Raw genomic sequence first — 20958 nt, 5'->3', positions numbered from 1 at the left:
GGCCCTCATGGCCCGTCCGGGCCAGCGTGCCGCGCCGAAAACGCCGCCGCCGCCGCCCGCGACGGCAGGTCCAGCTTGAGCAGTATGTTGGCCACATGGCGCTTGACCGTATGCTCGCTCAGCCTCAGTTCGGCGGCGATCGCGGCATTGCTCTTGCCGTCGGCAATCAGGCTGACCACTTCGCTCTCGCGCGCTGTCAGCATGGTAGGTTCCGCCGGTCGGGCCTTGACGCGGCAGGCCGGCTCCAGATGCTGCTCCGACACCGCCTGGACCAGCGCCAGGGGTTCGTCCAGGTCGTCCAGCGGAATGCGCCCGGCATCGGTGAAATGAAGGCCAGAGCCGGTCGCGAGATCCGCGACCAGCCGAGACGCGAGGATATCGCCGCGGCCGGCATGAGAGGCGAGTTGCATCGTCACCCGCGTCGTCAGCCCCACCGGCGGCCCGCGCAGCTCGATCTCACCGACATGCGCACCTTGCGCGCTCGCCACGCCGATGCTTTGCGCCGCTTCGCGCAATGCTCCCGCACAGCGTATGGCGCGTGCCGGTCCATCGAAACGCGAAATCATCATCTCGCCCTGCGTGCCCACAGAGCAGCCGCCATGGCGGCCAACCAGTTGCCGCCAGGTTTCCTGGAAGCGCTGGCTGCGCTCGCTCCACATGCGGTCGCCCAGCCGCGCCGTATCGTAGATGCGCGTCACCAGAAGGGCTGCCAGCACGCGGTCCGCTTCGGCCACAGCGCGTTCGCCAGTCAGGAACTCCTCGATCAGATCGGCCACGCGGTCCACGTCGCCCGTCCAGATCGGGTGGTCGCGGCCGGGAATCTCGATCAGCCGGGCATCCGGTATCCGCCTGGCAAGGAAACGGCTGGCGTCGGGATCAACCCGTGCATCGTTGCGACGATGGATCAGCAAGGTTGGTGCGCTGATCGCGGCCAGCACGCCGCGCACGTCGATTTCGGCGTTCATCCGCGCCAGCGCCACCGCTGCCGTCGGGCTGGCCGACAGCCGCTCGAAGCGCGCCCACCATGTCGAGAAACTGGCGTCGTCGATCCGACCCGGCGCGAAATGCGGCAAGGTGGCGCCGGTACCCCAGGCCGTCTCCGCCGTCTCGATGAAGGCGGCGAGGCGTTCGGGCGGCATCACCCATTTATGGAAATGCGCATAGCCGCCATAGAGCGCCAGCGCCCGCGTCCGCTCCGGATAGGTGGCGGCGAACAGCATTGCCATCGGCGCGCCTTCGGAAGCCCCGAGCAAAGCCGCACGGCCACTGCCGGCGGCATCCATCACGGCACGTACATCGTCCATGCGCGTTTCGAGGCTGGGCAGGTGATGCGCGTCGACGCGGTCGGAAAGACCCGTGCCGCGCTTGTCGAACAGGATCAGCCGCGAGAACGCCGAAAGCCGTTTCAGGAGCCGGCTGTAGCCTTCATCCTCCCAATGCAGGTCGAGATTGGAAATGAAGCCGGGGACGAAGACGAGATCAAACGATCCTTGGCCGACCACCTGATAGGCAATCCGCACCTCGCCGCTTAGGGCATATCGGGTCTCGATCGGCCTCACGAGTTGTCCGCCCGGCCTGACGATTTCTGATCGTCAACCATAGCAGAGGCGCGCCGTTTGCGGCAGGTTAAATTTTAGCGGAAAGAAATATAAGCTCGCGCGGCACGGCGCCTAGTTTTGCGAGGCCGCGACATCGGCTGGAGAGGCCTCGACACCGAGCTTTCGATCAGCCTCAGCCGGTGTGATCGGCCGCTTGATCCTGACGGAAGCCGCCACAACGAGTTCGTCGAAGCCTTCGCCACCGCCGTCGAGCATCTCGAAGAACTGCCGGCGCATTCTGGGTTCCCAGAACTTGTTGATGTGCTCGGCGACGCCCGCAACGCCCTCCTCACGCGGTCTGGAATGGAAAAAGGCCGCGATCTGGTTGGCCATGCGCACCAGCTTTTCCCTGGTGCTCATGATGTGCTCTTCGTCATGCGACATGCTGGGCAACTCCCAAGACCACCCGGTGAGGGTTGGTGAAGACATCGAAATCGTCACCGCGCACCAACGCCACCAGCGTCATGCCGGCCTCCTCGGCGGTGCGGATGGCAAGTGCTGTCGGCGCCGAGACGGCAATGATGAAGGCCGAACCGATGGCCGCCGTCTTCTGCACCATTTCCACTGAAACGCGGCTTGTCACCACGACGGCGCCGGCCGAACCCTCGATCCCGGCCTCGGCCAGCGCGCCGGCCAATTTGTCCAGCGCGTTGTGGCGGCCGACATCTTCGCGCGCCATGACAATGCCTTTGCCGGGCACATAGAAACCAGCGGCGTGTACGGCTCCGGTCTCTGTATGAAGCGGCTGCACCTTGGACAACAGTTTGACCGAGCGGACGATGTCTTCAGCATCAAGTGTAAGCTTTGACGCACCAACTGCGTCGACCGACCGCATCGCTTCCTCGATGGATTCGATGCCGCACAATCCGCAGCCCACGGGTCCCGCGAGCCTGCGCCGCCGCGCCTCGAAACGCGTGTTGGCCGTGTCCTTCAACCGAATCTGGATGTCGATGCCGGCGCCATGGTCCTCGACCTCGATCGCCTCGATCTCTTCCGGCTTGGCAATGATGCCTTCGGTCAGCGAGAAGCCGAGCGCGAAATCCTCGAAATCGGCGGGGCTTGCCATCATCACCGCATGGGTGGTGCCGGCGAAGGAGAACGCCACCGGCGTTTCTTCCGGCACCATGCGGTTGGCCGCCGCCGTGCCGCTGGCGCGGTGCGCGAGGCGGGAAATCTGAGAGATAGGGGAGCGTTTGCGGGTCACGAGGCGCCACCCTCCGACCTGCCCGTCTTTCGCAGCATCTGTGGAGGCTCGCGCCTTTCCTCTCCCCCGTCGATCGGGGGAGAGGTGTCGAGCGAAGCTCGACGGAGTGAGGGTCGATCAACCGTCAAGATCGAAGCTCTTATTGTCGAATAGCTCGGCACAGCTACTCAGCCGCCTGCAGAGGAGCGATGCGGCGGCTCTGCTCGGCCTGTTCGTTATAGTCGCGCTGCCATTCGGTCGGGCCGTTCGACGCACCGACCTGCACCGCCGTCACCTTGTATTCCGGGCAGTTGGTCGCCCAGTCGGAGAAGTCCGTGGTGATGACGTTGGCTTGCGTGTCGGGATGATGGAACGTCGTGTAGACCACGCCCGGCGACACCCGGTCGGTGATCTCAGCACGTAGCGTCGTCTCGCCCGAGCGGCTGGTCAGCCGCACCCAGTCCCCATCGCGCAGGCCCCGGTTCTCGGCGTCGTGCGGGTGGATCTCCAGCCGGTCCTCACTATGCCAAACCACGTTCTCGGTGCGCCGCGTCTGCGCGCCGACATTGTACTGTGAAAGAATGCGGCCGGTGGTCAGCAGCAGCGGGAAGCGCGGTCCGGTCTTCTCGTCGGTCGCGACATATTCGGTGCGGATGAACTTGCCCTTGCCGCGCACGAAGCCGTCGACATGCACGATCGGCGTGCCCAGGGGCGCCTTGTCGTTGCAGGGCCACTGCACCGAGCCCATCTTCTCCAGGTAATCGTAGGAAACCTTGGCGAAGCTCGGCGTGGTCATGGCGATCTCGTCCATGATTTCGGACGGATGCTGGTAGTTCCAGTTCAGCCCCATCGTCTGGGCAAGCTTCTGCGTCACTTCCCAGTCAGCTAGGCCATTCTTCGGTGCCATCACCTTGCGCACGCGGTTGATGCGGCGCTCGGCGTTGGTGAAGGTGCCGTCCTTTTCGAGGAAGGTCGAGCCCGGCAGGAAGACATGCGCGTAGTTGGCGGTCTCGTTGAGGAACAGATCGTGTACGACGACGCATTCCATGGCAGCGAGGCCGGCCGCGACATGCTTGGTGTCGGGATCCGACTGCAGGATGTCCTCGCCCTGCACATAGAGACCCTTGAAGGAGCCGTCGACGGCGGCATCCAGCATGTTGGGGATGCGCAGGCCCGGCTCGTCGTCGATCTTCACGCCCCACAGGCTCTCATAGATGTCGCGCACGGCGTCGCCGGAGACGTGGCGATAGCCCGGCAGTTCATGCGGGAACGAACCCATGTCGCAAGAGCCCTGGACATTGTTCTGGCCGCGCAGCGGGTTCACGCCGACGCCCGGACGGCCGATATTGCCGGTCGCCATGGCGAGGTTGGCGATGGCGATGACGGTGGTCGAGCCCTGGCTGTGCTCGGTCACGCCGAGGCCGTAATAGATCGAACCATTGCCGCCGCGCGCATAGAGCCGCGCCGCGCCGCGGATCAATTCCGGGTCGACATTGGAGAGCTTGCCGACGACCTCGGGGCTGTTTTCCGGCAGTGCTACGAACGAGGCCCAGTCCTGGAACTCATCCCAGTCGCAGCGCTCGCGGATGAACGCCTCATCGAACAGGCCTTCGGTGACGATGACATGCGCCAGCGAAGTGACGACAGCGACGTTGGTGCCGGGCTTCAACGGCAGATGGTATTCCGCCTCGATATGCGCCGACTTGACCATCTCGGTGCGGCGCGGATCGAGCACGATCAGCTTGGCGCCCTTGCGCAGCCGCTTCTTCAGCCGTGAGGCGAACACCGGATGCGCCGACGCCGGATTGGCGCCGATGACCATCACCACGTCGGTGTGTTCGACGGAATCGAAATCCTGCGTGCCGGCCGAAGTGCCGAAAGTCTGGCCGAGGCCGTAGCCGGTCGGCGAATGGCAGACACGCGCGCAGGTGTCGACATTGTTGTTGCGGAAACCCTGGCGGATCAGCTTCTGCACCAGATAGGTCTCCTCGTTCGTGCAGCGCGACGAGGTGATGCCGCCGATCGAGGTGCGGCCATACTGGTACTGGATGCGGCGGAATTCGTTGGCGGTGTGGGTCAGCGCCTCTTCCCACGACACTTCGCGCCAGGGATCGGTGATCTTCTCGCGGATCATCGGGTTGAGGATGCGGTCCTTGTGGGTCGAGTAGCCATAGGCAAAGCGGCCCTTGACGCAGCTATGGCCGCGATTGGCCTTGCCGTCCTTGTAGGGCACCATGCGCACCAGCTCGTCGCCGCGCATCTCGGCCTTGAATTGGCAACCGACACCGCAGTAAGCGCAGGTGGTGACCATCGAATGCTCGGGCTGGCCGATCTGGATCACCGATTTTTCCGACAGCGTCGCCGTCGGGCAGGCCTGCACGCAGGCGCCACACGAAACACACTCGGAGTCGATGAACAACTGATGCATGCCGGGCGACACGCGGCTGCCGAAACCACGGCCCTCGATGGTCAGCGCGAAGGTGCCTTGCACCTCTTCGCAGGCACGCACGCATCGCGAGCAGACGATGCATTTCGACGGGTCATAGGTGAAGTACGGGTTGGACTCGTCCTTGGCCATCCATTTGAAGTTTTCCGCGCCGTCGTTCTTCTTGAAGACGTGGTTGTCGCCCTCGTAGCCATAGCGCACATCGCGCAGGCCGACGACGCCGGCCTGCGTCTGCAGCTCGCAGTCGCCATTGGCAGCACAGGTCAGGCAGTCGAGCGGATGGTCGGAAATGTAGAGCTCCATCACGCCGCGGCGGATGTCCTTGAGCTTGCCGGTCTGGGTGTGCACCACCATGCCCGGCGCCACCGGCGTCGTGCAGGAGGAAGGCGTGCCGTTGCGGCCGTCGATTTCGACCAGACAGAGCCGGCAGGAGCCGAAGGCGTCGACCATGTCGGTGGCGCACAGCTTCGGGATGGCGATGCCCGCCTCCATCGAGGCGCGCATGATCGAGGTGCCCTCGGGCACGGTCACGGTGAAGCCGTCGACCATCAGCGTCACCTGCTTCTGCGAGGTTGAGGCCGGCGTGCCGAAGTCGATTTCCTGAATGAGACCCATGGTGTGGTTCCTATTCTGCTGCTTCGGCGACCGGCGCCGGCTTGAAATCTTCGCGGAAATGGTTGAGCGCGCTCATCACGGGGTAGGGGGTGAAGCCACCCAGCGCGCAGAGCGAGCCGAACTTCATCGTGTTGCAGAGGTCGGTGACCAGAGCGATGTTCTTCTCCGGCTCTACCCCACTGGCGATCTTATCGATGGTCTCGACGCCGCGCGTCGAGCCGATGCGGCACGGAGTGCACTTGCCGCAGCTTTCGATGGCGCAGAATTCCATGGCGAAGCGCGCCTGCTTTAGCATGTCGGCGGTATCGTCGAACACGGTGATGCCGGCGTGGCCGATCAACCCGTCCTTGGCCGCGAAGGCTTCATAGTCGAACGGCGTGTTGAACAGCGCTCGCGGGAAATAGGCGCCCAAGGGGCCGCCGACCTGCACTGCCTTGACGGGCCGGCCAGTCGCCGTGCCGCCACCGATATCGTCGACGATCTCGCCCAGCGTCATGCCGAAGGCAGCCTCGAACAGGCCGCCAAACTTGACGTTGCCGGCGATCTGGATCGGGATGGTGCCGCGCGAGCGGCCCATGCCGAAATCCTTGTAGAAGGCTGCGCCCTTGTCCATGATGATAGGCACGGAGGCTAGGCTGATGACGTTGTTGATCACCGTCGGCTTGCCGAACAGGCCTTGGATTGCAGGCAGCGGCGGCTTGGCGCGCACCACGCCGCGCTTGCCTTCCAGGCTGTTGAGCAGCGACGTTTCCTCGCCGCAGACATAGGCGCCGGCGCCGACGCGGATTTCCATGTCGAAGGCATTGGGCGAGCCCAGCACGTTGAGCCCGAGCACGCCGGCCTTGCGGGCGACATCGACGGCTTTCCGCATCATCGCCACCGCATGCGGATATTCCGAGCGGATATACACGAACCCCTTGGTCGCGCCGGTCGCGACACCGGCGATCGCCATGCCTTCGATCAGCACGAAGGGGTCGCCTTCCATGATCATGCGGTCGGCGAAGGTGGCGCTGTCGCCCTCGTCGGCGTTGCAGACGATGTATTTCTTGTCAGCGGTGGCATCGAGCACGGTCTTCCACTTGATGCCGGTCGGGAAGCCGGCGCCGCCACGGCCGCGCAGGCCGGATGCGGTGACTTGGCTGACAACCTCGATCGGCGCCATGGCCACCGCGTTCTGCAGGCCTTTCAACCCGCCGAGCGCCTTGTAGGCGTCGAGCGACAGCGGATCGTTGATGCCGCAGCGGGCAAAGGTCAGCCGCGTCTGCTTGGCGAGGAACGGGATCTTGTCGGGCGAGCCCAGCCAGCGCTTGTGATGGCCGCCGGTGAGGAAGCCGCTATCGAACAGGCTTTTGACGTCGGAGGTTTTCACCGGCCCATAGGCAACGCGGCCGTTCGCCGTCGCCACTTCGACCATCGGTTCGAGGAAATAGGCGCCGCGCGAGCCGTTGCGTACGATCTTGGCTTCGATGCCACGCTCGGCAAGCTCAGTTGCGATCGCCTTGGCAACCTTTTCCGCTCCGAGCGACAGAGCGCCGGAATCGCCGGGGATGTAGATGCGGGGGATCATGAGCGCACCTCGGCAACAATCTCGTCGAGTTTCTCGTCGTCCAGCCGCCCGATCACTTCGCCGTCCAGCATCGCCGACGGCGCGCAGGCGCACAGGCCGAGGCAATAGACGGGCTCCAGCGTCACCGCGCCGTCGCGGGTCGTCTCGTGAAAGCCGATGCCCAGCAATTGCTTGAGCTTGGCGGCAACCGCGTCCGAACCCATCGACTGGCAGGCCTCTGCCTGGCAGACTTTCAGCACATGCCGGCCGGCCGGATGGCTGCGGTAATCATGGTAGAAGGTCACGACGCCGTGGACTTCCGCGTTGGAAATATTCAGCGCCTCGGCGATGATGGGCAAGGAGTCCTTCGGCACATGGCCGAACTCTTCCTGGATGCCGTGGAGGATCGGCAGCAGTGGGCCTTCCAGCCCCTTCATCTCATGGATGATCGCCGCCGTGCGCGATGCGATCTCGGTACTTGCAGGCTGCATCGTCATGCAGCGCCCTCCCTGGTCGATAGCGTTTTGTCGCTAAGTGTTTACAAAATCAGAGGAAACCCGCGAAATCAATAAAGCTGTTTCGTTGTTCGATAGAAATCTTCTATCAAACGTCATCCGCCAGCAATATCTAGCTTAACGGTGAGCGTGGAAATCGTCCGCCAGCGCCATCGCCTCGTCCAGCAGCGCCGAGACCAGCGGCGTGTGCGGTTCGCGCGGCGCCGCCACCAGGCCGACCGTGTGGCTCGCATCGGGCTCGACGATTGGAATGGCCCGGATCGGCTCCGAAAAGCCGAATGTTTCCGCGAGGTTGAGTGGCATGATCGATGACCATTTTCCGGTACGGATATGGGAGAACAGCACGATCATCGAATTGGATTCGAGTGTCGGTCGCACCTGCACCCCGGCTTCGGCCAGATGCTGGTCGATGATGCGGCGGTTCTGCATGTCAGGCGTCAGCAGGCAGAGCGGCAGGCTGCTGAGCTCCGCCCATGTCACTTTGTCGCGATCGGAATAGGGATTCCCGACAGCGGTGATCAACTGGTAGCGCTCGTCATAGAGCGGCACGCTGGTCACTCGCCCCAGCGGCTCATTGTCGAGATAGGTGATGCCGGCGTCGATGTCGAAATTGCCGAGCAGCGACAACACCTCGATCGAGGTCCGCGACAGCACCGAGAAGGTGACGCCGGGGTGCTTTTCGCGGAACGGCGTCGTCAGGCGCGGCAGCATGGCGAGCGCTGTCGGTATGGCGGCAATGCGGATGCGGCCGGAAAGGCCGTGGCGTGCCGCGCGCATTTCCTCGCGCATGGTGCGGGTGTCGCCAACGATGCGCCGCGCCCACACCAGCACCTGTTCTCCCTCCGGCGTCAGCCCCTGGAAGCGCGAGCCGCGCAGAACCAGCATGACGCCGAGCTGGCCCTCCAACTGCTTGATGCCGGCCGAAAGCGTCGGCTGGGTGACGCCGCACACCTCGGCCGCCCGACCAAAGTGCTCTTCCCGGGCGAGCGCGATGAAAAATTCCAGCTTGTCGATCATGCTGAAGGCTGCCACAGCCGCGAGCGCCTGTCAGCCCTTCAAAGCGACCCGCTTGGTTCCGCGCGGAAACTGCATTATCTGAGGCGCACATTGCATGAGGAAGAATGAATGTCCGTCACCAAGGAAATCGTCACCGAACGCCTGAAGACGGTCAACGGGCCGGATTTCACCGGCAACATCGTTGATCTCGGTATGGTCTCGGAAATCTTTATTGCCGACAGCAAGGTCTTCTTCTCGATCACCGTTCCAGCCGCCCGGGCCCAGGAAATGGAGCCGCTGCGCGCCGCCGCAGAACGGGTTGTGAAAGCGATCCCTGGTGTCGTCGGCGCCGTCGTGGCGCTGACCGCGGAAAAGAAGGGCGGCGGCATGGAGGCGCCGGTTCCGACGCGTCCGGCTCCCAGGCCCGCGCCGCCGGCCGCACCAGCGCGGCCTGCGTCGCAGGCACCGGCCTCGCACAGCCAGGGCAAGCGTGGCGTGCCCGGCATCGAGGCGATCATCGCCGTCGCCTCCGGCAAGGGCGGCGTCGGCAAGTCGACCACCGCCGTCAACATCGCGCTCGGCCTTGCCGCCAATGGGTTGAGGGTCGGCGTGCTCGATGCCGACATCTACGGCCCGTCGATGCCCAAGCTGCTCAACATCCATGGCCGGCCGCAGACGGTCGACGGCAAGATCCTGAAACCCATGGAGAATTACGGACTGAAGGTGATGTCCATGGGCTTCCTCGTCGACGAGGAAACGCCGATGATCTGGCGCGGGCCGATGGTGATGTCGGCGCTCACCCAGATGCTGCGCGAAGTCGAATGGGGTCCGCTGGATGTGCTCGTCGTCGATATGCCTCCGGGCACGGGCGATGCCCAGCTGACCATGGCCCAGCAGGTGCCGCTGGCTGGCGCCGTCATCGTCTCGACGCCGCAGGACTTGGCGCTCATCGACGCCCGCAAGGGGCTGAACATGTTCAAGAAGGTCGATGTGCCGCTGTTGGGCATCGTCGAGAACATGAGCTATTTCATCGCTCCCGACACCGGCAAGCGCTACGACATTTTTGGTCACGGCGGCGCCCGCCGCGAGGCCGAGCGTCTCGGCGTCACCTTCCTCGGCGAAGTGCCGCTGGAGATGGGCATCCGCGAAAGCTCGGATGCCGGCACGCCGGTGGTTGTCTCGAAGCCCGATGGCGCCGAGGCAAAGATCTACCGCGACATCGCTGGACGAGTCTGGGACCGGGTCAACGAAGAGCGTGGTGCGGCGGAAGCGTCGGTGCCGAGCATCGTGTTCGAGTAGCGCAGTTGTCCCTCCCCCTTGAGGCCTACGAGGGGAGGGTGGCCCGAAGGGCCGGGTGGGGTCCGCGGCGACGTGCTCGGCGCTATTTCTTCGCAAGTCGGACGCGGTTCGGGCAAGGTCGAGGCAGTTGAGGTGACTCCTCCCGCCTCGCTTCGCTCGGCACCCTCCCCTCGAGGGGGAGAGGGCGCTCAGCCGCCCACCTTCTCGCCAAAGCTCGAAAAGAACTGTCCGGCCAGTTTCTTCGAGGTCGATTCGATCAGCCGGCTGCCCAGTTGGGCGATCTTGCCGCCGACATCGGCCTTGGCCGCGTATTTCAACACCGTCGCATCCGGCCCATCTTCCGTCAGCGTCACGTCGGCGCCGCCCTTGGCGAAGCCGGCTATACCGCCCTTGCCTTCGCCCTGGATCGTGTAGGAGTGCGGTGGCTTGAGGTTCTTCAGGGTCACCTCGCCCTTGAACGTCGCCTTGATAGGCCCGATCTTCAGCACCACGGTTGCCGCCATTTCGGTCGGCGAGGTCATTTCCAGGCTCTGGCAGCCGGGAATGGTCGCCTTCAAGACCTCGGGGTCGTTCAACGCCCCCCAGACTTTTTGCAAGGGTGCGGCAATGCGTTCCTCGCCTTCGATCACCAAAGCCATCAAAACCTCCCGGACAAGACTGCTCGAAGGCCTATCGCACGGCTTGGCGCATGTCTATCGCACCAAAGTCCGGTTGCGACCGTGCGTCCCTCTTGCCTGCTTCCGTGCGTTGCCATATCGATTTGTCGTACAAATACGGAGACCATGATGGCAGGCGCCCCCACCAGAAAGAAAAAATTCCGCTCGCAGGAATGGTTCGACAATCCCGACAACCCGGGAATGACCGCGCTTTATCTGGAGCGCTACCTGAACTACGGGCTGACGCGCGCCGAACTGATGTCGGGCAAGCCGCTGATCGGCATCGCCCAGACCGGCTCGGATCTTTCGCCTTGCAACCGCCATCACATCGAGCTGGCCAAGCGCGTGCGCGAAGGCATCGTGTCGATGGGCGGCATTCCCTTCGAATTCCCGTGCCATCCGATCCAGGAGACCGGCAAGCGCCCGACCGCGGCGCTCGACCGCAACCTCGCCTATCTCAGCCTTGTCGAAGTGCTCTATGGCTATCCGCTCGATGGCGTCGTGCTCACCATCGGCTGCGACAAGACCACGCCGGCTTTGCTGATGGCCGCCGCCACCGTCAACATCCCGGCCATCGCGCTCTCGGTCGGCCCGATGCTCAATGGCTGGCACAAGGGCAAGCGCACCGGCTCCGGCACCATCGTCTGGGAATCGCGCCAACGCCTGTCGGCCGGCGAGATCGACTATGACGAGTTCATGGACATCGTCGCCTCCTCGGCGCCATCCACCGGCTATTGCAACACCATGGGCACCGCCACCACCATGAATTCGCTGGCCGAGGCGCTTGGCATGCAGTTGCCGGGGTCCGCCGCTATCCCCGCACCCTATCGTGAGCGCGGCCAGATCGCCTACGAGACGGGCAAGCGCATCGTCGACATGGTGCATGAGGATTTGAAGCCGTCCGACATCATGACGCGGAAAGCCTTCGAAAACGCCATTGTCGTCAATTCGGCCATTGGCGGTTCGACCAACGCGCCGATCCATCTCAACGCCATCGCCCGCCATCTCGGCGTGCCGCTAACCAATGACGACTGGCAGAAGATCGGCCTCCATGTGCCGCTCATCGTCAATCTGCAGCCGTCCGGCGAATATCTCGGCGAGGATTACCACCATGCTGGCGGCGTGCCGGCTGTCGTTGCCGAGTTGATGAAGGGCGGGCTGTTGCCCTATCCGGAAGCCATGACCGTCAACGGCAAGACGATCGGCGACAATTGCAGCGGCGTCGTCAACGAGAACGCGGACGTCATCCGCACGGTCGCCGAGCCGCTGAAGACGAACGCCGGCTTCATCAACCTCAAGGGCAATCTGTTCGATTCGGCGATCATGAAGACCAGCGGCATCTCGCCCGAGTTCCGCGAGCGCTATCTGTCCAACCCGAAGGACCCGGAAGCCTTCGAGGGCAACGCCATGGTCTTCGACGGTCCGGAGGATTACCACGCCCGCATCGACGATCCCGCGCAAGGCATCGACGAGCACACCATCCTGTTCATGCGCGGCGCTGGCCCGATCGGCTATCCCGGCGGCGCCGAAGTCGTCAACATGCAGCCGCCGGCCTACCTGATCAAGAAGGGCATCCACGCGCTGGCCTGTATCGGCGACGGCCGCCAGTCCGGGACCTCTGGCTCGCCGTCCATCCTCAACGCTTCGCCGGAAGCGGCGATCGGCGGCGGACTGGCCCTGCTCAAGACCGGAGATCGGGTCCGCATCGATTTGAACAAGGCTACCGCCAACATTCTAGTCTCGGACGACGAGATCGCGCGGCGCCGCGCCGAACTGCAGAAAGATGGCGGCTATCATTATCCCAAGCACCAGACGCCATGGCAGGAGATCCAGCGCGGCATGGTCGATCAGTTCTCGGAAGGCATGGTGCTGAAGCCGGCGGTGAAATACCAGGACGTGGCCCATACGATGGGCGTGCCGAGGGACAATCACTAACAGCGGAATGGCAATCGGCGGCTTGGTGCAAATCAAGCCGCCATCAGATGCCCCCGCGTGGTCGATGTTGGAATTGGGAATACACCGTGCCGCCATGACAGGGCGAGAACAGCACGATGCTTGACAAGCGACCGCGAGAATTCCACCATCACGACAAGGGGTGTATCGCGACGACCCCGTGAGGCGTCAGCCCAACGTTCGCGTCCAGGCTTCTCTTTCAGGAGGTGGACGCCATGCCGTCAACAACCGCTATCACCGTCCCGCAACTGACCCGCCTTGTCGGTCTGCCGGGCGCTCCTGTTATCATCGATGTTCGCATCGATGATGATTACAACGCCGATCCGCGCCTGCTTCCGGCCTCGATCCAGCGTGACTTCAAAACTGTTTCGACCTGGGCGGCTGAATTCGCGGGCAAGCCGGTGGTGGTCGTCTGCCAGAAAGGTCAAAAGCTTTCGCAGGGCGTGGCCGCGTGGCTGCGGCATGAGGGGATTTCCGCTGAATCCCTTGAAGGCGGGTTCGAAGCCTGGCGCGACGGCAAAGGACTTCTGGTTCGCACCGGCAAGATGCCGCCTCGCGATGAAAAGGGCCGCACCGTCTGGGTGACACGGGCTCGCCCGAAAGTTGATCGTATTGCCTGCCCATGGCTGATCCGGCGTTTCGTTGACCCCGGCGCGGTGTTTCTGTTCGTCGAGCCAGCTGAAGTATTGGCTGTTGCCGACCGCTTTCAGGCTGTGCCTTTCGACATCGACAATGTGTTCTGGAGTCACCGTGGCGAGCGCTGCACCTTCGACACGATGATCGAGGAGTTCGGGCTCCAATCCCAGGCGCTCGATCGCCTTGCCACCATTGTCCGCGCGGCCGACACCGCAAGCCTCGACCTGGTTCCCCAGGCTGCCGGATTTCTCGCTGCCTCGCTTGGCCTGTCACGCATGTTCCGCGACGATCTGGAACAGTTGGAAGCCGGCATGCTGCTCTACGATGCGTTTTTCAGGTGGTGCCGCGATGCCACGGACGAAACGCATAACTGGCCGTCCGGAGGCAAGCTGGCATGAACACCGTGGCTTCGAAAAACGAGGGCGGGATTGTCGATGTGCCGGCGGCGCCAACCTTCAACGAAGCGCTGAAGGTCTGGGCGAAAATCGGATTGCTCAGTTTCGGCGGGCCGGCCGGGCAGATTGCGCTCATGCACAAGGAACTGGTCGAGGAGCGGCGTTGGATCGGCGAACAGCGTTTCCTGCATGCCTTGAATTACTGCATGCTGCTGCCCGGTCCTGAGGCCCAGCAACTCGCCATCTACATCGGCTGGCTGCTTCACAAGACGGTGGGAGGGCTGGTCGCCGGCATCCTTTTCGTCGCGCCGGGTGCGGTCGTTATGCTGACCTTGAGCACGCTTTACGCACTCTACGGCGATGCGCCCCTTGTCGAGTCGCTGTTTTTCGGCGTGAAGGCAGCCGTGCTTGCCGTCGTGGTCGAGGCGGTGATCCGGATCGGGCGACGGGCGCTGAAGAACCGCATCATGGTGTCGATCGCGCTTTGCGCGTTTATTGCCATCTACGCCTTGAAGGTGCCGTTCCCATTGATCATCCTCTTCGCCGGTCTGGCGGGATGGGCCGGAAACCGGATTGCGCCCGCGCTCTTCTCTGGCCAGGCTCACGGCAAGGACAACGCTCCTGATCTCAAGGGCGCGGTTGACGTCATGTTCGAGCGAGGCGAACTGACCCACACCAGGCCGACGAAATGGCATGCGCCGCGAACGATTGCCATCTGGCTGCCGATCTGGCTGGGGCCTGTCTTGCTGGTCTGGTTGCTCACCGGCACTGCAAGTGTCTGGACACAGATCGGCGGGTTCTTCAGCCTCATGGCGGTGGTCACCTTCGGCGGCGCCTACGCCGTCCTGGCCTATGTCGCGCAGGCTGCTGTCGAGTCTTTTGGCTGGCTTGCCCCTGGTGAAATGGTCGATGGCCTAGGGCTTGCCGAAACCACACCGGGGCCCCTCATTCTGGTCTTGCAGTTTGTCGGCTTCATTGCCGCGTTCCGCCACTCCGGAGCGCTCAGTCCCGTGCTTGCCGGATCGCTTGGGGCGCTGCTCACATTGTGGGCAACTTTCACTCCGTGCTTCTTCTGGATATTTCTGGGCGCGCCCTACATAGAAGCCCTGCGCGGCAACAAGGCATTGTCGGCTGCGTTGGGGGCGATCACTGCCGCTGTCGTGGGCGTCATCGTGAACCTCGCTTTGTGGTTTGCCTTGCACGTTATCTTCCGCGAAGTCCGCGGCGTGGGGCTGGGGATGGACGTGCCCGTGCTTTCGTCGATCGACTGGCGGGCAGCACTGCTTTCCTGCGCCGCGATGGTCGCGGTGCTGAAGCTGAAGATCGGCATGCTGCCGACGCTGGCAGGGTCGGCCCTGGCTGGCGTCCTGCTATTGGCGGTGAGCCGATAGGCGCGTTGGGGCATTCTTCTTGCGTCGAGAAACAGGCGCCGAGCGAGATCGGGCCGGTTCCTGCCTTTGTATTCCGCGTGCGAACCACATAACTGAGTGGAAAACAGGCAGGACCATCATGGCGAGACGACGCTCATCCCTCGGTTTCCTCGGAATGTTCGGCCGCTCGGGCGACCTCAGGCAGCTCGACGATGCATTGCGTGGCGCCGACCTTCATCCGGCCCTCGTGCCCGAGGGCGTGAAGCTCACCATCGTCAATCTGATGAAGGACCACTGGCCGGACGAGCCGCCCTCGCATGCCTATAAGACAGTGGCCCAGCTGTTCAGTTATTGCATTGCCGGGTCGGAAGCTTTCGAACGGTCCAACGGCCTTCAAAACAGGGTGGATGCGGAGCGCCGCATCGAGGCGGCGCTCGAAACCGGCGACAGTTTCGACGCGCAGATCGTGCTGATGACGCTGCACGCCAAGCTGATCAGTGCCGAAGTCGTTGAGCAATATGGGTTGGGGGCGGACTGACCGCTGGGATCAGCGTCCTCAGCCGCCCATGCTGCTGCGCGGCAACTGGATGAGATCGCCGAAGCGGGCGCGCAGTTTGTCGTCGAGCAGTTTGGATATGTGGCGCGGGAAGCGTTCGGCAAGGATGCGTTTCTTCTCGTTGATCGCCCGCTGCACGATGTCGGGTCGGCCTTTCTCGTTCCATTCCTTCGGGGAAAAGCGGTCGCCGACGGCCGGATAGAAATACTCGGTCTGCATCAGCCGCAGGGTCTGCTCATTGCCGAGATAGTGGCCTGGACCCTTCAGGCAGACCTCTGAAATGGTGTCGACCGACAGCGCCTCGTCCGTCACCTCGATGCCGCGCACGCAACGCAGGCAGTGGCCGAGCATGTCGTTGTCGATGATCAGGCTTTCCAGGCAGAAACCCAGCAGCGAGGCGTGCATGCCCGCCGATTCATAGACAAGGTTCAGGCCGGACAGGCCCGCCATCACATTGGTGATGCCCTTTTCGTAGCCGGACTGGATATCCGGCAATTTCGAATCGGTCATGCCGGCGGGTGAACCGCCCGGCAGATCGTAGAACTGCGCCATCTGCGCACAGGCCGCGGTCATCATCGCCTGTTCGCCCGAACCTCCCGACATGGCGCCGGTCCTGAGGTCGGAGACAAATGGCCAGGTGCCGAAGATCGCCGGGTGCCCCGGCTTGATCGCGTTGACATAGACAAGGCCGGCCAGAACCTCGGCCACCGCCTGCACCACGGCCCCGGCAATCGCCGCCGGCGCGGTCGCACCGGCCTGTCCGACCGAGAGCAGCAGGATCGGGATGCCGCCTGCGACGCAGGCTTCGAGCACGCCGCAGGCGTCCTCGGCGAATTTCATCGGCGGCACGACGAAGGCGTTCGAGTTCGAGACGAAGGGGCGGGCGCGAAAATTCTCCTCGCTGCCGGCAATGGCATAGAGCAGCTCAAGCGCGGGCTTTACGTTCTCGCGCACGGTGAACGATGTGCCGATATGTTTCGAGGTGCCCGTCACGCAGGCATAGAGCGTGTTGAAATCCATATTGAGCGGATCGGCGATGTCGCGCGCCACCATCGGCCGCTGGAAGAAATGGATGTTGTCGAGGCCTTCGACAATGCGGGCGGCGTCATAGATGTCCTGCAGCCGCGCCTCGCGGTATTCACGCTTCTCGACATCCACCAGATGCACGGCCGCACCCGCAGTGCCGTAATGCACGCGCTTGCCCTGGATGACCATGTCGTGCTTCGGATCCTGGCCGCAGAGGGTGAAATGCCTGCCGGCTCGTTTGATCGTGTCCAGCACCAGCGCGCGGGGAAAGCGGATACGACCGTCGTCCGCGTAGATCGCTCCGGCCGTCTTCAGCGCTTCGATGCAGGAGGGAATGGCGTTGGCGAAGCCGACCGTCTCCAGCAGGGTCAGCACGGCTTCGTGGATGCGCTCGCAATCATTTTCGCTGAGCGGCCCGTAGCTGCCGCCTTCGAGGCCGGCGCGGACCGGCTGGATATTATCGGTTGCCTGCGCAACACCACGTGCTTCCCGCCCACCGGAACGTCGCGAACGTTGATCCGCGGGTGAATCCTGGGTCCCTAGAGCTGCTGACATGGATGCACTCCGCCTTTAGCTGTGAAGCCGGGAGTGGTGGTTGGTCCACCATCGGCCTGCTTCTCCCCTTTGTGTTGCGACTATGCCGCCAGCGTTGGTACAGCCTATGAGCCAACGAGTCCGGTTGCATATGCCAGGGAGCTAAAGGAACCGGAGCCAATTACAAGCGGCTCCGGTCGATGGATCAGGCAGCGGCAGGCCGGCGCCCGGCGGCTGTTGCCAATTCACGAATTCCCGGCTCGATATGCTGCAACGCTATCGACGAGATGCCCAGCCGCATGAAACGCGAAGGCTTTTCGGTGCGGTCGAAGAAGCGATCCCCGGGTTCGATGATGACGCTGCGCGAGGCGGCGGCCTCGGCCAGGCCGCGGGCATCGGTGCCGCGCGGTCCCTCGAGCCAGAGGGAGGTGCCTCCGGCAGAGTCCGTCGAACGCCACTCCGGCAGGAAGGCCGAAATCGCATGGACCAGACGCTTGCGCCGCTCGTCGAAGGCTGACGACAGCCGCCGCACCAGCGCCTCGTGGTGGCCGAGCGACAGGAACAACGCCACCGCGCGCTGGTTGTTGGCCGGCGGATGGCGCAGCATGAAACGACGCAGCGCCCTGAGTTCGGAGATGAGGCCAGCCGAAGCGACGATGTAGCCGAGCCGCAGGCCGGGAGCCAATGTCTTCGACATCGAGCCGACATAGACGACGCGGCCCGAACGATCGAGGCTCTTCAGCGCCTGTTGCGGCGCCTCGTCCAGAAGCTGGCTGTCATAGCCGTCCTCTATGATGATCTGGTTGTAGCGATTGGCGCGCGCCAGCAGGTCCTGCCGCCGTTCCGCCGACAGCGGCACCATGGTCGGGCAATGGTGGCTTGGCGTGACGAAGACGAAGCCGGAATCATTGGGAATGGATGACGTTACGATGCCGGACTGGTCCACGGGGACCGGCTGTATGTCGGCGCCCGCCAGCCGGAAGATCGAGCGCGCATCGGGATAACCGGGGTCTTCCATCGCCACCTTGGAGCCCTTGGTCATGAGCAGCGTCGCCAGCATGTAGAGCGCGTTCTGGGCGCCCAGCGTCACGATGATCTCGTCGGGATTGGCAAAGATGCCGCGCCTTGGCAGGAGCCGCGCCTGGATCTGTTCGATCAGCAGCGGATCGTCGCGATCGACCATGTCGGACGCCCAGTTGCGGATTTCCAGCACCGCCAGCGCCATGCGGTTGCACTCGCGCCATTCGGCTGTCGGGAACAGCGCCGGATCGAACTGGCCATAGACGAACGGATAGGACGACTTGATCCAGTTCTCGTGCTTGGCCGGCGGCGGCATGTCGCTGGCCGCGATCTGGCGGCGCGCCTTCCAGTCGATCTCGTTGGCCTGGTCGGGCGCCTTCTGGTGCGGCTTTGCCGGTGTCGCCAGCACGTCGGGGTTGACGAAATGGCCGCGCCGTTCGCGCGCCACCAGGAAACCCTGGTCGACAAGCTGCTGGAAGGCCAGCACCACGGTGCCGCGCGCCACGCCCAGTTTCTCGGCCAGGATACGGCAGGATGGCAGCGGCATCGAGGCAGCGATCTGCCGGTCAAGAATGGCGGCCACGATCGCCTGGCGGATCTGCGCCTGCAGGGTTTGGCCGGATTCCGCCGAAATCCGGAAGAGGCCGGACCATATGGCCGTGTCGTTTCTCTGTGGCATGGGAGATGTTCCTCGATGGCCAGCTTTTTTCACTTGTCTGGCCCAGTCGAATGTAGCGGTGGTACAAGGTGTTGCGCCAATCAATTTTTCTGATCGCAGGGATTTATGCCAGTGATCCTTCGTGGCCGAAATCATGCCTCGCGCGTCGCGTAACGGTTACGTGAGGCCGTGCGTCATCGCTGCGGATTGAAATGAATAATCCGGCTCAATAGTTTGGCGCGACGACACGCGCCGGAAACATCCCATCTGCTATGGTGCTGCCGAAAACCCCAGGAGTCCCCCGCCAGTGGATCAATCGTCTTTCCAAAAACAGCTCAGCGCCTTGCGCGATCATCGTGCGGCTGCTTCGGGCAGCATGCGCGAGGCTTTTGCCGCCGATCCCCAACGTTTCGAGAAATTCTCCGCCTCTGACTCCGATCTGCTGCTCGATTGGTCCAAATGCGCCGTCGACGCGCAGACTATGAGCCTGCTGGAGAAGCTGGCGGCCGCCGCCGATCTCGAAGGCCGGCGCGCCGCGATGTTCGCTGGCAAGAAGATCAACATCACCGAAGACCGCGCCGTTCTGCACACGGCACTTCGCAACCTGAACGGCAAGGGCATCACGCTCGACGGTCAGGACGTGAAGGCGGAAGTCCTGGCTGTCTTCGACGCGATGAGCGCCTTTGCCGACGCGGTGCGTTCCGGCAAGGCGGCGGGCGCGACCGGCAAGAAGATCACCGACATCGTCAACATCGGCATTGGCGGCTCCGACCTTGGCCCAGCCATGGCAACGCTGGCGCTGGCGCCGTATCACGATGGGCCACGGGCGCATTACGTGTCCAACATCGATGGCGCCCATATCCACGACACGCTGAAGGGCCTTTCCGCCGAGACGACCCTTTTCATCATCGCCTCGAAGACCTTCACCACGGTCGAGACGATGACCAATGCCGAGACGGCGCGCAAATGGGTGCAGAAGGCACTCGGCAAGGATGCGGTCGGCAAGCATTTCGCCGCCGTCTCCACCGCGCTCGACCTGGTGGCGAAGTTCGGCATCGAATCGGATCGCGTCTTCGGCTTCTGGGACTGGGTCGGCGGCCGATATTCGGTCTGGGGCGCCATCGGCCTGCCGGTGATGATCGCCGTCGGCCCGAAGAATTTTCGCGCCTTCCTCAATGGCGCGCATGAAATGGACGAGCATTTCCGCACGGCGCCCATGGCTGGGAACCTGCCGGTGCTGCTGGGTCTGGTCGGCTGGTGGCATCGCGTGATCTGCAAATATCCCGCGCGCGCCGTCATTCCCTACGACCAGCGCCTTTCGCGGCTGCCGGCCTATCTGCAGCAGCTCGACATGGAATCAAACGGCAAGAGCGTTACCCTCGACGGAAACGCGGTGACGACGCCAACCGGCCCGCTGGTCTGGGGCGAGCCCGGCACCAACGGCCAGCATGCTTTCTTCCAGCTCCTGCACCAGGGCACCGACGTCATCCCGGTCGAGTTCATCGCGGCGGCCATCGGGCATGAGCCGGACCTCAAGCATCAACATGATTTGTTGCTGGCCAATTGCCTGGCGCAGTCGGAAGCCTTCATGAAAGGCCGCACGCTGGAGGAAGCGCGGGCGCAGATGCTGGCCAAGGGCATGAAACCCGCCGATGTCGACAAGATCGCGCCGCACCGTGTCTTCTCCGGCAATCGCCCGTCCGTGACCATCCTGTACAGGAAACTCGATCCGCACATGCTCGGCCGACTGATCGCGCTCTATGAGCATCGCGTCTTCGTCGAAGGCACGCTCTTCAACATCAATTCGTTCGACCAATGGGGCGTTGAACTCGGCAAGGAACTGGCGACTGGTCTGCTGCCCGTCGTGGAAGGCAAGGAGAGTGCCGCAAAGCGGGATGCTTCGACTGCCGGCCTTGTGGGACACATCCACCACTTGCGCGGATCGGAGTGAGCAGC

Annotated in this window: 16 protein-coding genes; 6 read left to right on the top strand and 10 right to left on the bottom strand. The window is 63.6% G+C overall.

The window, feature by feature from the left end; all coding sequences use genetic code 11:
• Positions 1-5 precede the first annotated feature (5 nt).
• The 7 genes from ABVQ20_RS18635 to ABVQ20_RS18605 form a co-directional block, all read right to left on the bottom strand.
• Entirely contained in the window at positions 6-1559 is a 1554-nt protein-coding gene (locus tag ABVQ20_RS18635; RefSeq protein WP_354460965.1) for an alpha/beta fold hydrolase, read from the bottom strand.
• 111 nt (positions 1560-1670) lie between these two features.
• Complete coding sequence (locus ABVQ20_RS18630) at positions 1671-1982, bottom strand: formate dehydrogenase subunit delta (RefSeq protein ID WP_354460964.1); 312 nt, start codon at positions 1980-1982, stop codon at positions 1671-1673.
• On the bottom strand, positions 1972-2802 hold the full coding sequence (fdhD, locus tag ABVQ20_RS18625) for a formate dehydrogenase accessory sulfurtransferase FdhD (RefSeq protein WP_354460963.1): 831 nt from the start codon (positions 2800-2802) through the stop codon (positions 1972-1974). The genes ABVQ20_RS18630 and fdhD overlap by 11 nt, the downstream gene beginning before the upstream one ends.
• Positions 2803-2965: 163 nt before the next feature.
• A complete protein-coding gene (gene fdhF / locus ABVQ20_RS18620; RefSeq protein WP_354460962.1) occupies positions 2966-5842 on the bottom strand; it encodes a formate dehydrogenase subunit alpha in 2877 nt (958 codons plus the stop codon).
• Between the two features lie 10 nt (positions 5843-5852).
• Positions 5853-7409, bottom strand: a complete 1557-nt coding sequence (locus ABVQ20_RS18615; RefSeq protein WP_354460961.1) for a formate dehydrogenase beta subunit — start codon at positions 7407-7409, stop codon at positions 5853-5855.
• Entirely contained in the window at positions 7406-7885 is a 480-nt protein-coding gene (locus tag ABVQ20_RS18610) for a formate dehydrogenase subunit gamma (RefSeq protein WP_354460960.1), read from the bottom strand. Before ABVQ20_RS18610 ends, ABVQ20_RS18615 begins: the two co-directional genes overlap by 4 nt.
• Before the next feature lie 135 nt (positions 7886-8020).
• Complete coding sequence (locus ABVQ20_RS18605) at positions 8021-8920, bottom strand: LysR family transcriptional regulator (protein ID WP_354460959.1); 900 nt, start codon at positions 8918-8920, stop codon at positions 8021-8023.
• Between the two features lie 108 nt (positions 8921-9028).
• Between ABVQ20_RS18605 and ABVQ20_RS18600 the strand changes: the two genes are divergently transcribed.
• Positions 9029-10198: an Mrp/NBP35 family ATP-binding protein gene (locus tag ABVQ20_RS18600; protein ID WP_354460958.1), complete on the top strand. Its 1170-nt coding sequence runs from the start codon at positions 9029-9031 to the stop codon at positions 10196-10198.
• A gap of 188 nt (positions 10199-10386) precedes the next feature.
• On the opposite strand, the gene ABVQ20_RS18595 is transcribed toward ABVQ20_RS18600, so the two are convergent.
• The gene (locus tag ABVQ20_RS18595; protein WP_354460957.1) at positions 10387-10836 is read right to left on the bottom strand and encodes an SRPBCC family protein; all 450 of its coding nucleotides are present in this window, start codon (positions 10834-10836) and stop codon (positions 10387-10389) included.
• 147 nt (positions 10837-10983) lie between these two features.
• Here ABVQ20_RS18595 and ABVQ20_RS18590 point away from each other — a divergent pair, with 147 nt between their 5' ends.
• The 4 genes from ABVQ20_RS18590 to ABVQ20_RS18575 all read left to right on the top strand — a co-directional run bounded on the left by ABVQ20_RS18590 (position 10984) and on the right by ABVQ20_RS18575 (position 15746).
• Entirely contained in the window at positions 10984-12789 is a 1806-nt protein-coding gene (locus tag ABVQ20_RS18590) for an IlvD/Edd family dehydratase (protein ID WP_354460956.1), read from the top strand.
• A gap of 233 nt (positions 12790-13022) precedes the next feature.
• Positions 13023-13841: a chromate resistance protein ChrB domain-containing protein gene (locus tag ABVQ20_RS18585; RefSeq protein ID WP_354460955.1), complete on the top strand. Its 819-nt coding sequence runs from the start codon at positions 13023-13025 to the stop codon at positions 13839-13841.
• The gene (gene chrA / locus ABVQ20_RS18580) at positions 13838-15229 is read left to right on the top strand and encodes a chromate efflux transporter (protein ID WP_354460954.1); all 1392 of its coding nucleotides are present in this window, start codon (positions 13838-13840) and stop codon (positions 15227-15229) included. The genes ABVQ20_RS18585 and chrA overlap by 4 nt, the downstream gene beginning before the upstream one ends.
• Positions 15230-15347: 118 nt before the next feature.
• Complete coding sequence (locus tag ABVQ20_RS18575) at positions 15348-15746, top strand: hypothetical protein (RefSeq protein ID WP_354460953.1); 399 nt, start codon at positions 15348-15350, stop codon at positions 15744-15746.
• Positions 15747-15764: 18 nt separating this feature from the next.
• Here ABVQ20_RS18575 and ABVQ20_RS18570 read toward each other — a convergent pair whose 3' ends face one another.
• Positions 15765-17345: a trimethylamine methyltransferase family protein gene (locus ABVQ20_RS18570; RefSeq protein ID WP_354460952.1), complete on the bottom strand. Its 1581-nt coding sequence runs from the start codon at positions 17343-17345 to the stop codon at positions 15765-15767.
• A 184-nt stretch (positions 17346-17529) separates the two neighbouring features.
• Positions 17530-19023 (bottom strand): MocR-like pyridoxine biosynthesis transcription factor PdxR, encoded by a 1494-nt coding sequence (pdxR, locus tag ABVQ20_RS18565; RefSeq protein WP_354460951.1) that lies wholly within the window; start codon positions 19021-19023, stop codon positions 17530-17532.
• A 286-nt stretch (positions 19024-19309) separates the two neighbouring features.
• Here pdxR and pgi point away from each other — a divergent pair, with 286 nt between their 5' ends.
• The gene (gene pgi, locus ABVQ20_RS18560; protein WP_354460950.1) at positions 19310-20953 is read left to right on the top strand and encodes a glucose-6-phosphate isomerase; all 1644 of its coding nucleotides are present in this window, start codon (positions 19310-19312) and stop codon (positions 20951-20953) included.
• Positions 20954-20958 lie beyond the last annotated feature (5 nt).

This window comes from Mesorhizobium shangrilense, from assembly GCF_040537815.1.
Lineage (GTDB): Bacteria > Pseudomonadota > Alphaproteobacteria > Rhizobiales > Rhizobiaceae > Mesorhizobium > Mesorhizobium shangrilense.
Note: the sequence above shows the minus strand (reverse complement) of the source record. Positions and strands in the feature narration are given on the sequence as shown.

What these genes read in the sequence shown, in the direction of transcription:
- ABVQ20_RS18630 (WP_354460964.1), bottom strand. Translation starts at nt 1,982, where the DNA reads ATGTCGCATGACGAAGAGCACATCATGAGCACCAGGGAAAAGCTGGTG.
- fdhF (WP_354460962.1), bottom strand. Translation starts at nt 5,842, where the DNA reads ATGGGTCTCATTCAGGAAATCGACTTCGGCACGCCGGCCTCAACCTCG.
- ABVQ20_RS18615 (WP_354460961.1), bottom strand. Translation starts at nt 7,409, where the DNA reads ATGATCCCCCGCATCTACATCCCCGGCGATTCCGGCGCTCTGTCGCTC.
- ABVQ20_RS18610 (WP_354460960.1), bottom strand. Translation starts at nt 7,885, where the DNA reads ATGACGATGCAGCCTGCAAGTACCGAGATCGCATCGCGCACGGCGGCG.
- ABVQ20_RS18605 (WP_354460959.1), bottom strand. Translation starts at nt 8,920, where the DNA reads ATGATCGACAAGCTGGAATTTTTCATCGCGCTCGCCCGGGAAGAGCAC.
- ABVQ20_RS18600 (WP_354460958.1), top strand. Translation starts at nt 9,029, where the DNA reads ATGTCCGTCACCAAGGAAATCGTCACCGAACGCCTGAAGACGGTCAAC.
- ABVQ20_RS18595 (WP_354460957.1), bottom strand. Translation starts at nt 10,836, where the DNA reads ATGGCTTTGGTGATCGAAGGCGAGGAACGCATTGCCGCACCCTTGCAA.
- ABVQ20_RS18590 (WP_354460956.1), top strand. Translation starts at nt 10,984, where the DNA reads ATGGCAGGCGCCCCCACCAGAAAGAAAAAATTCCGCTCGCAGGAATGG.
- ABVQ20_RS18585 (WP_354460955.1), top strand. Translation starts at nt 13,023, where the DNA reads ATGCCGTCAACAACCGCTATCACCGTCCCGCAACTGACCCGCCTTGTC.
- chrA (WP_354460954.1), top strand. Translation starts at nt 13,838, where the DNA reads ATGAACACCGTGGCTTCGAAAAACGAGGGCGGGATTGTCGATGTGCCG.
- ABVQ20_RS18575 (WP_354460953.1), top strand. Translation starts at nt 15,348, where the DNA reads ATGGCGAGACGACGCTCATCCCTCGGTTTCCTCGGAATGTTCGGCCGC.
- ABVQ20_RS18570 (WP_354460952.1), bottom strand. Translation starts at nt 17,345, where the DNA reads ATGTCAGCAGCTCTAGGGACCCAGGATTCACCCGCGGATCAACGTTCG.
- pdxR (WP_354460951.1), bottom strand. Translation starts at nt 19,023, where the DNA reads ATGCCACAGAGAAACGACACGGCCATATGGTCCGGCCTCTTCCGGATT.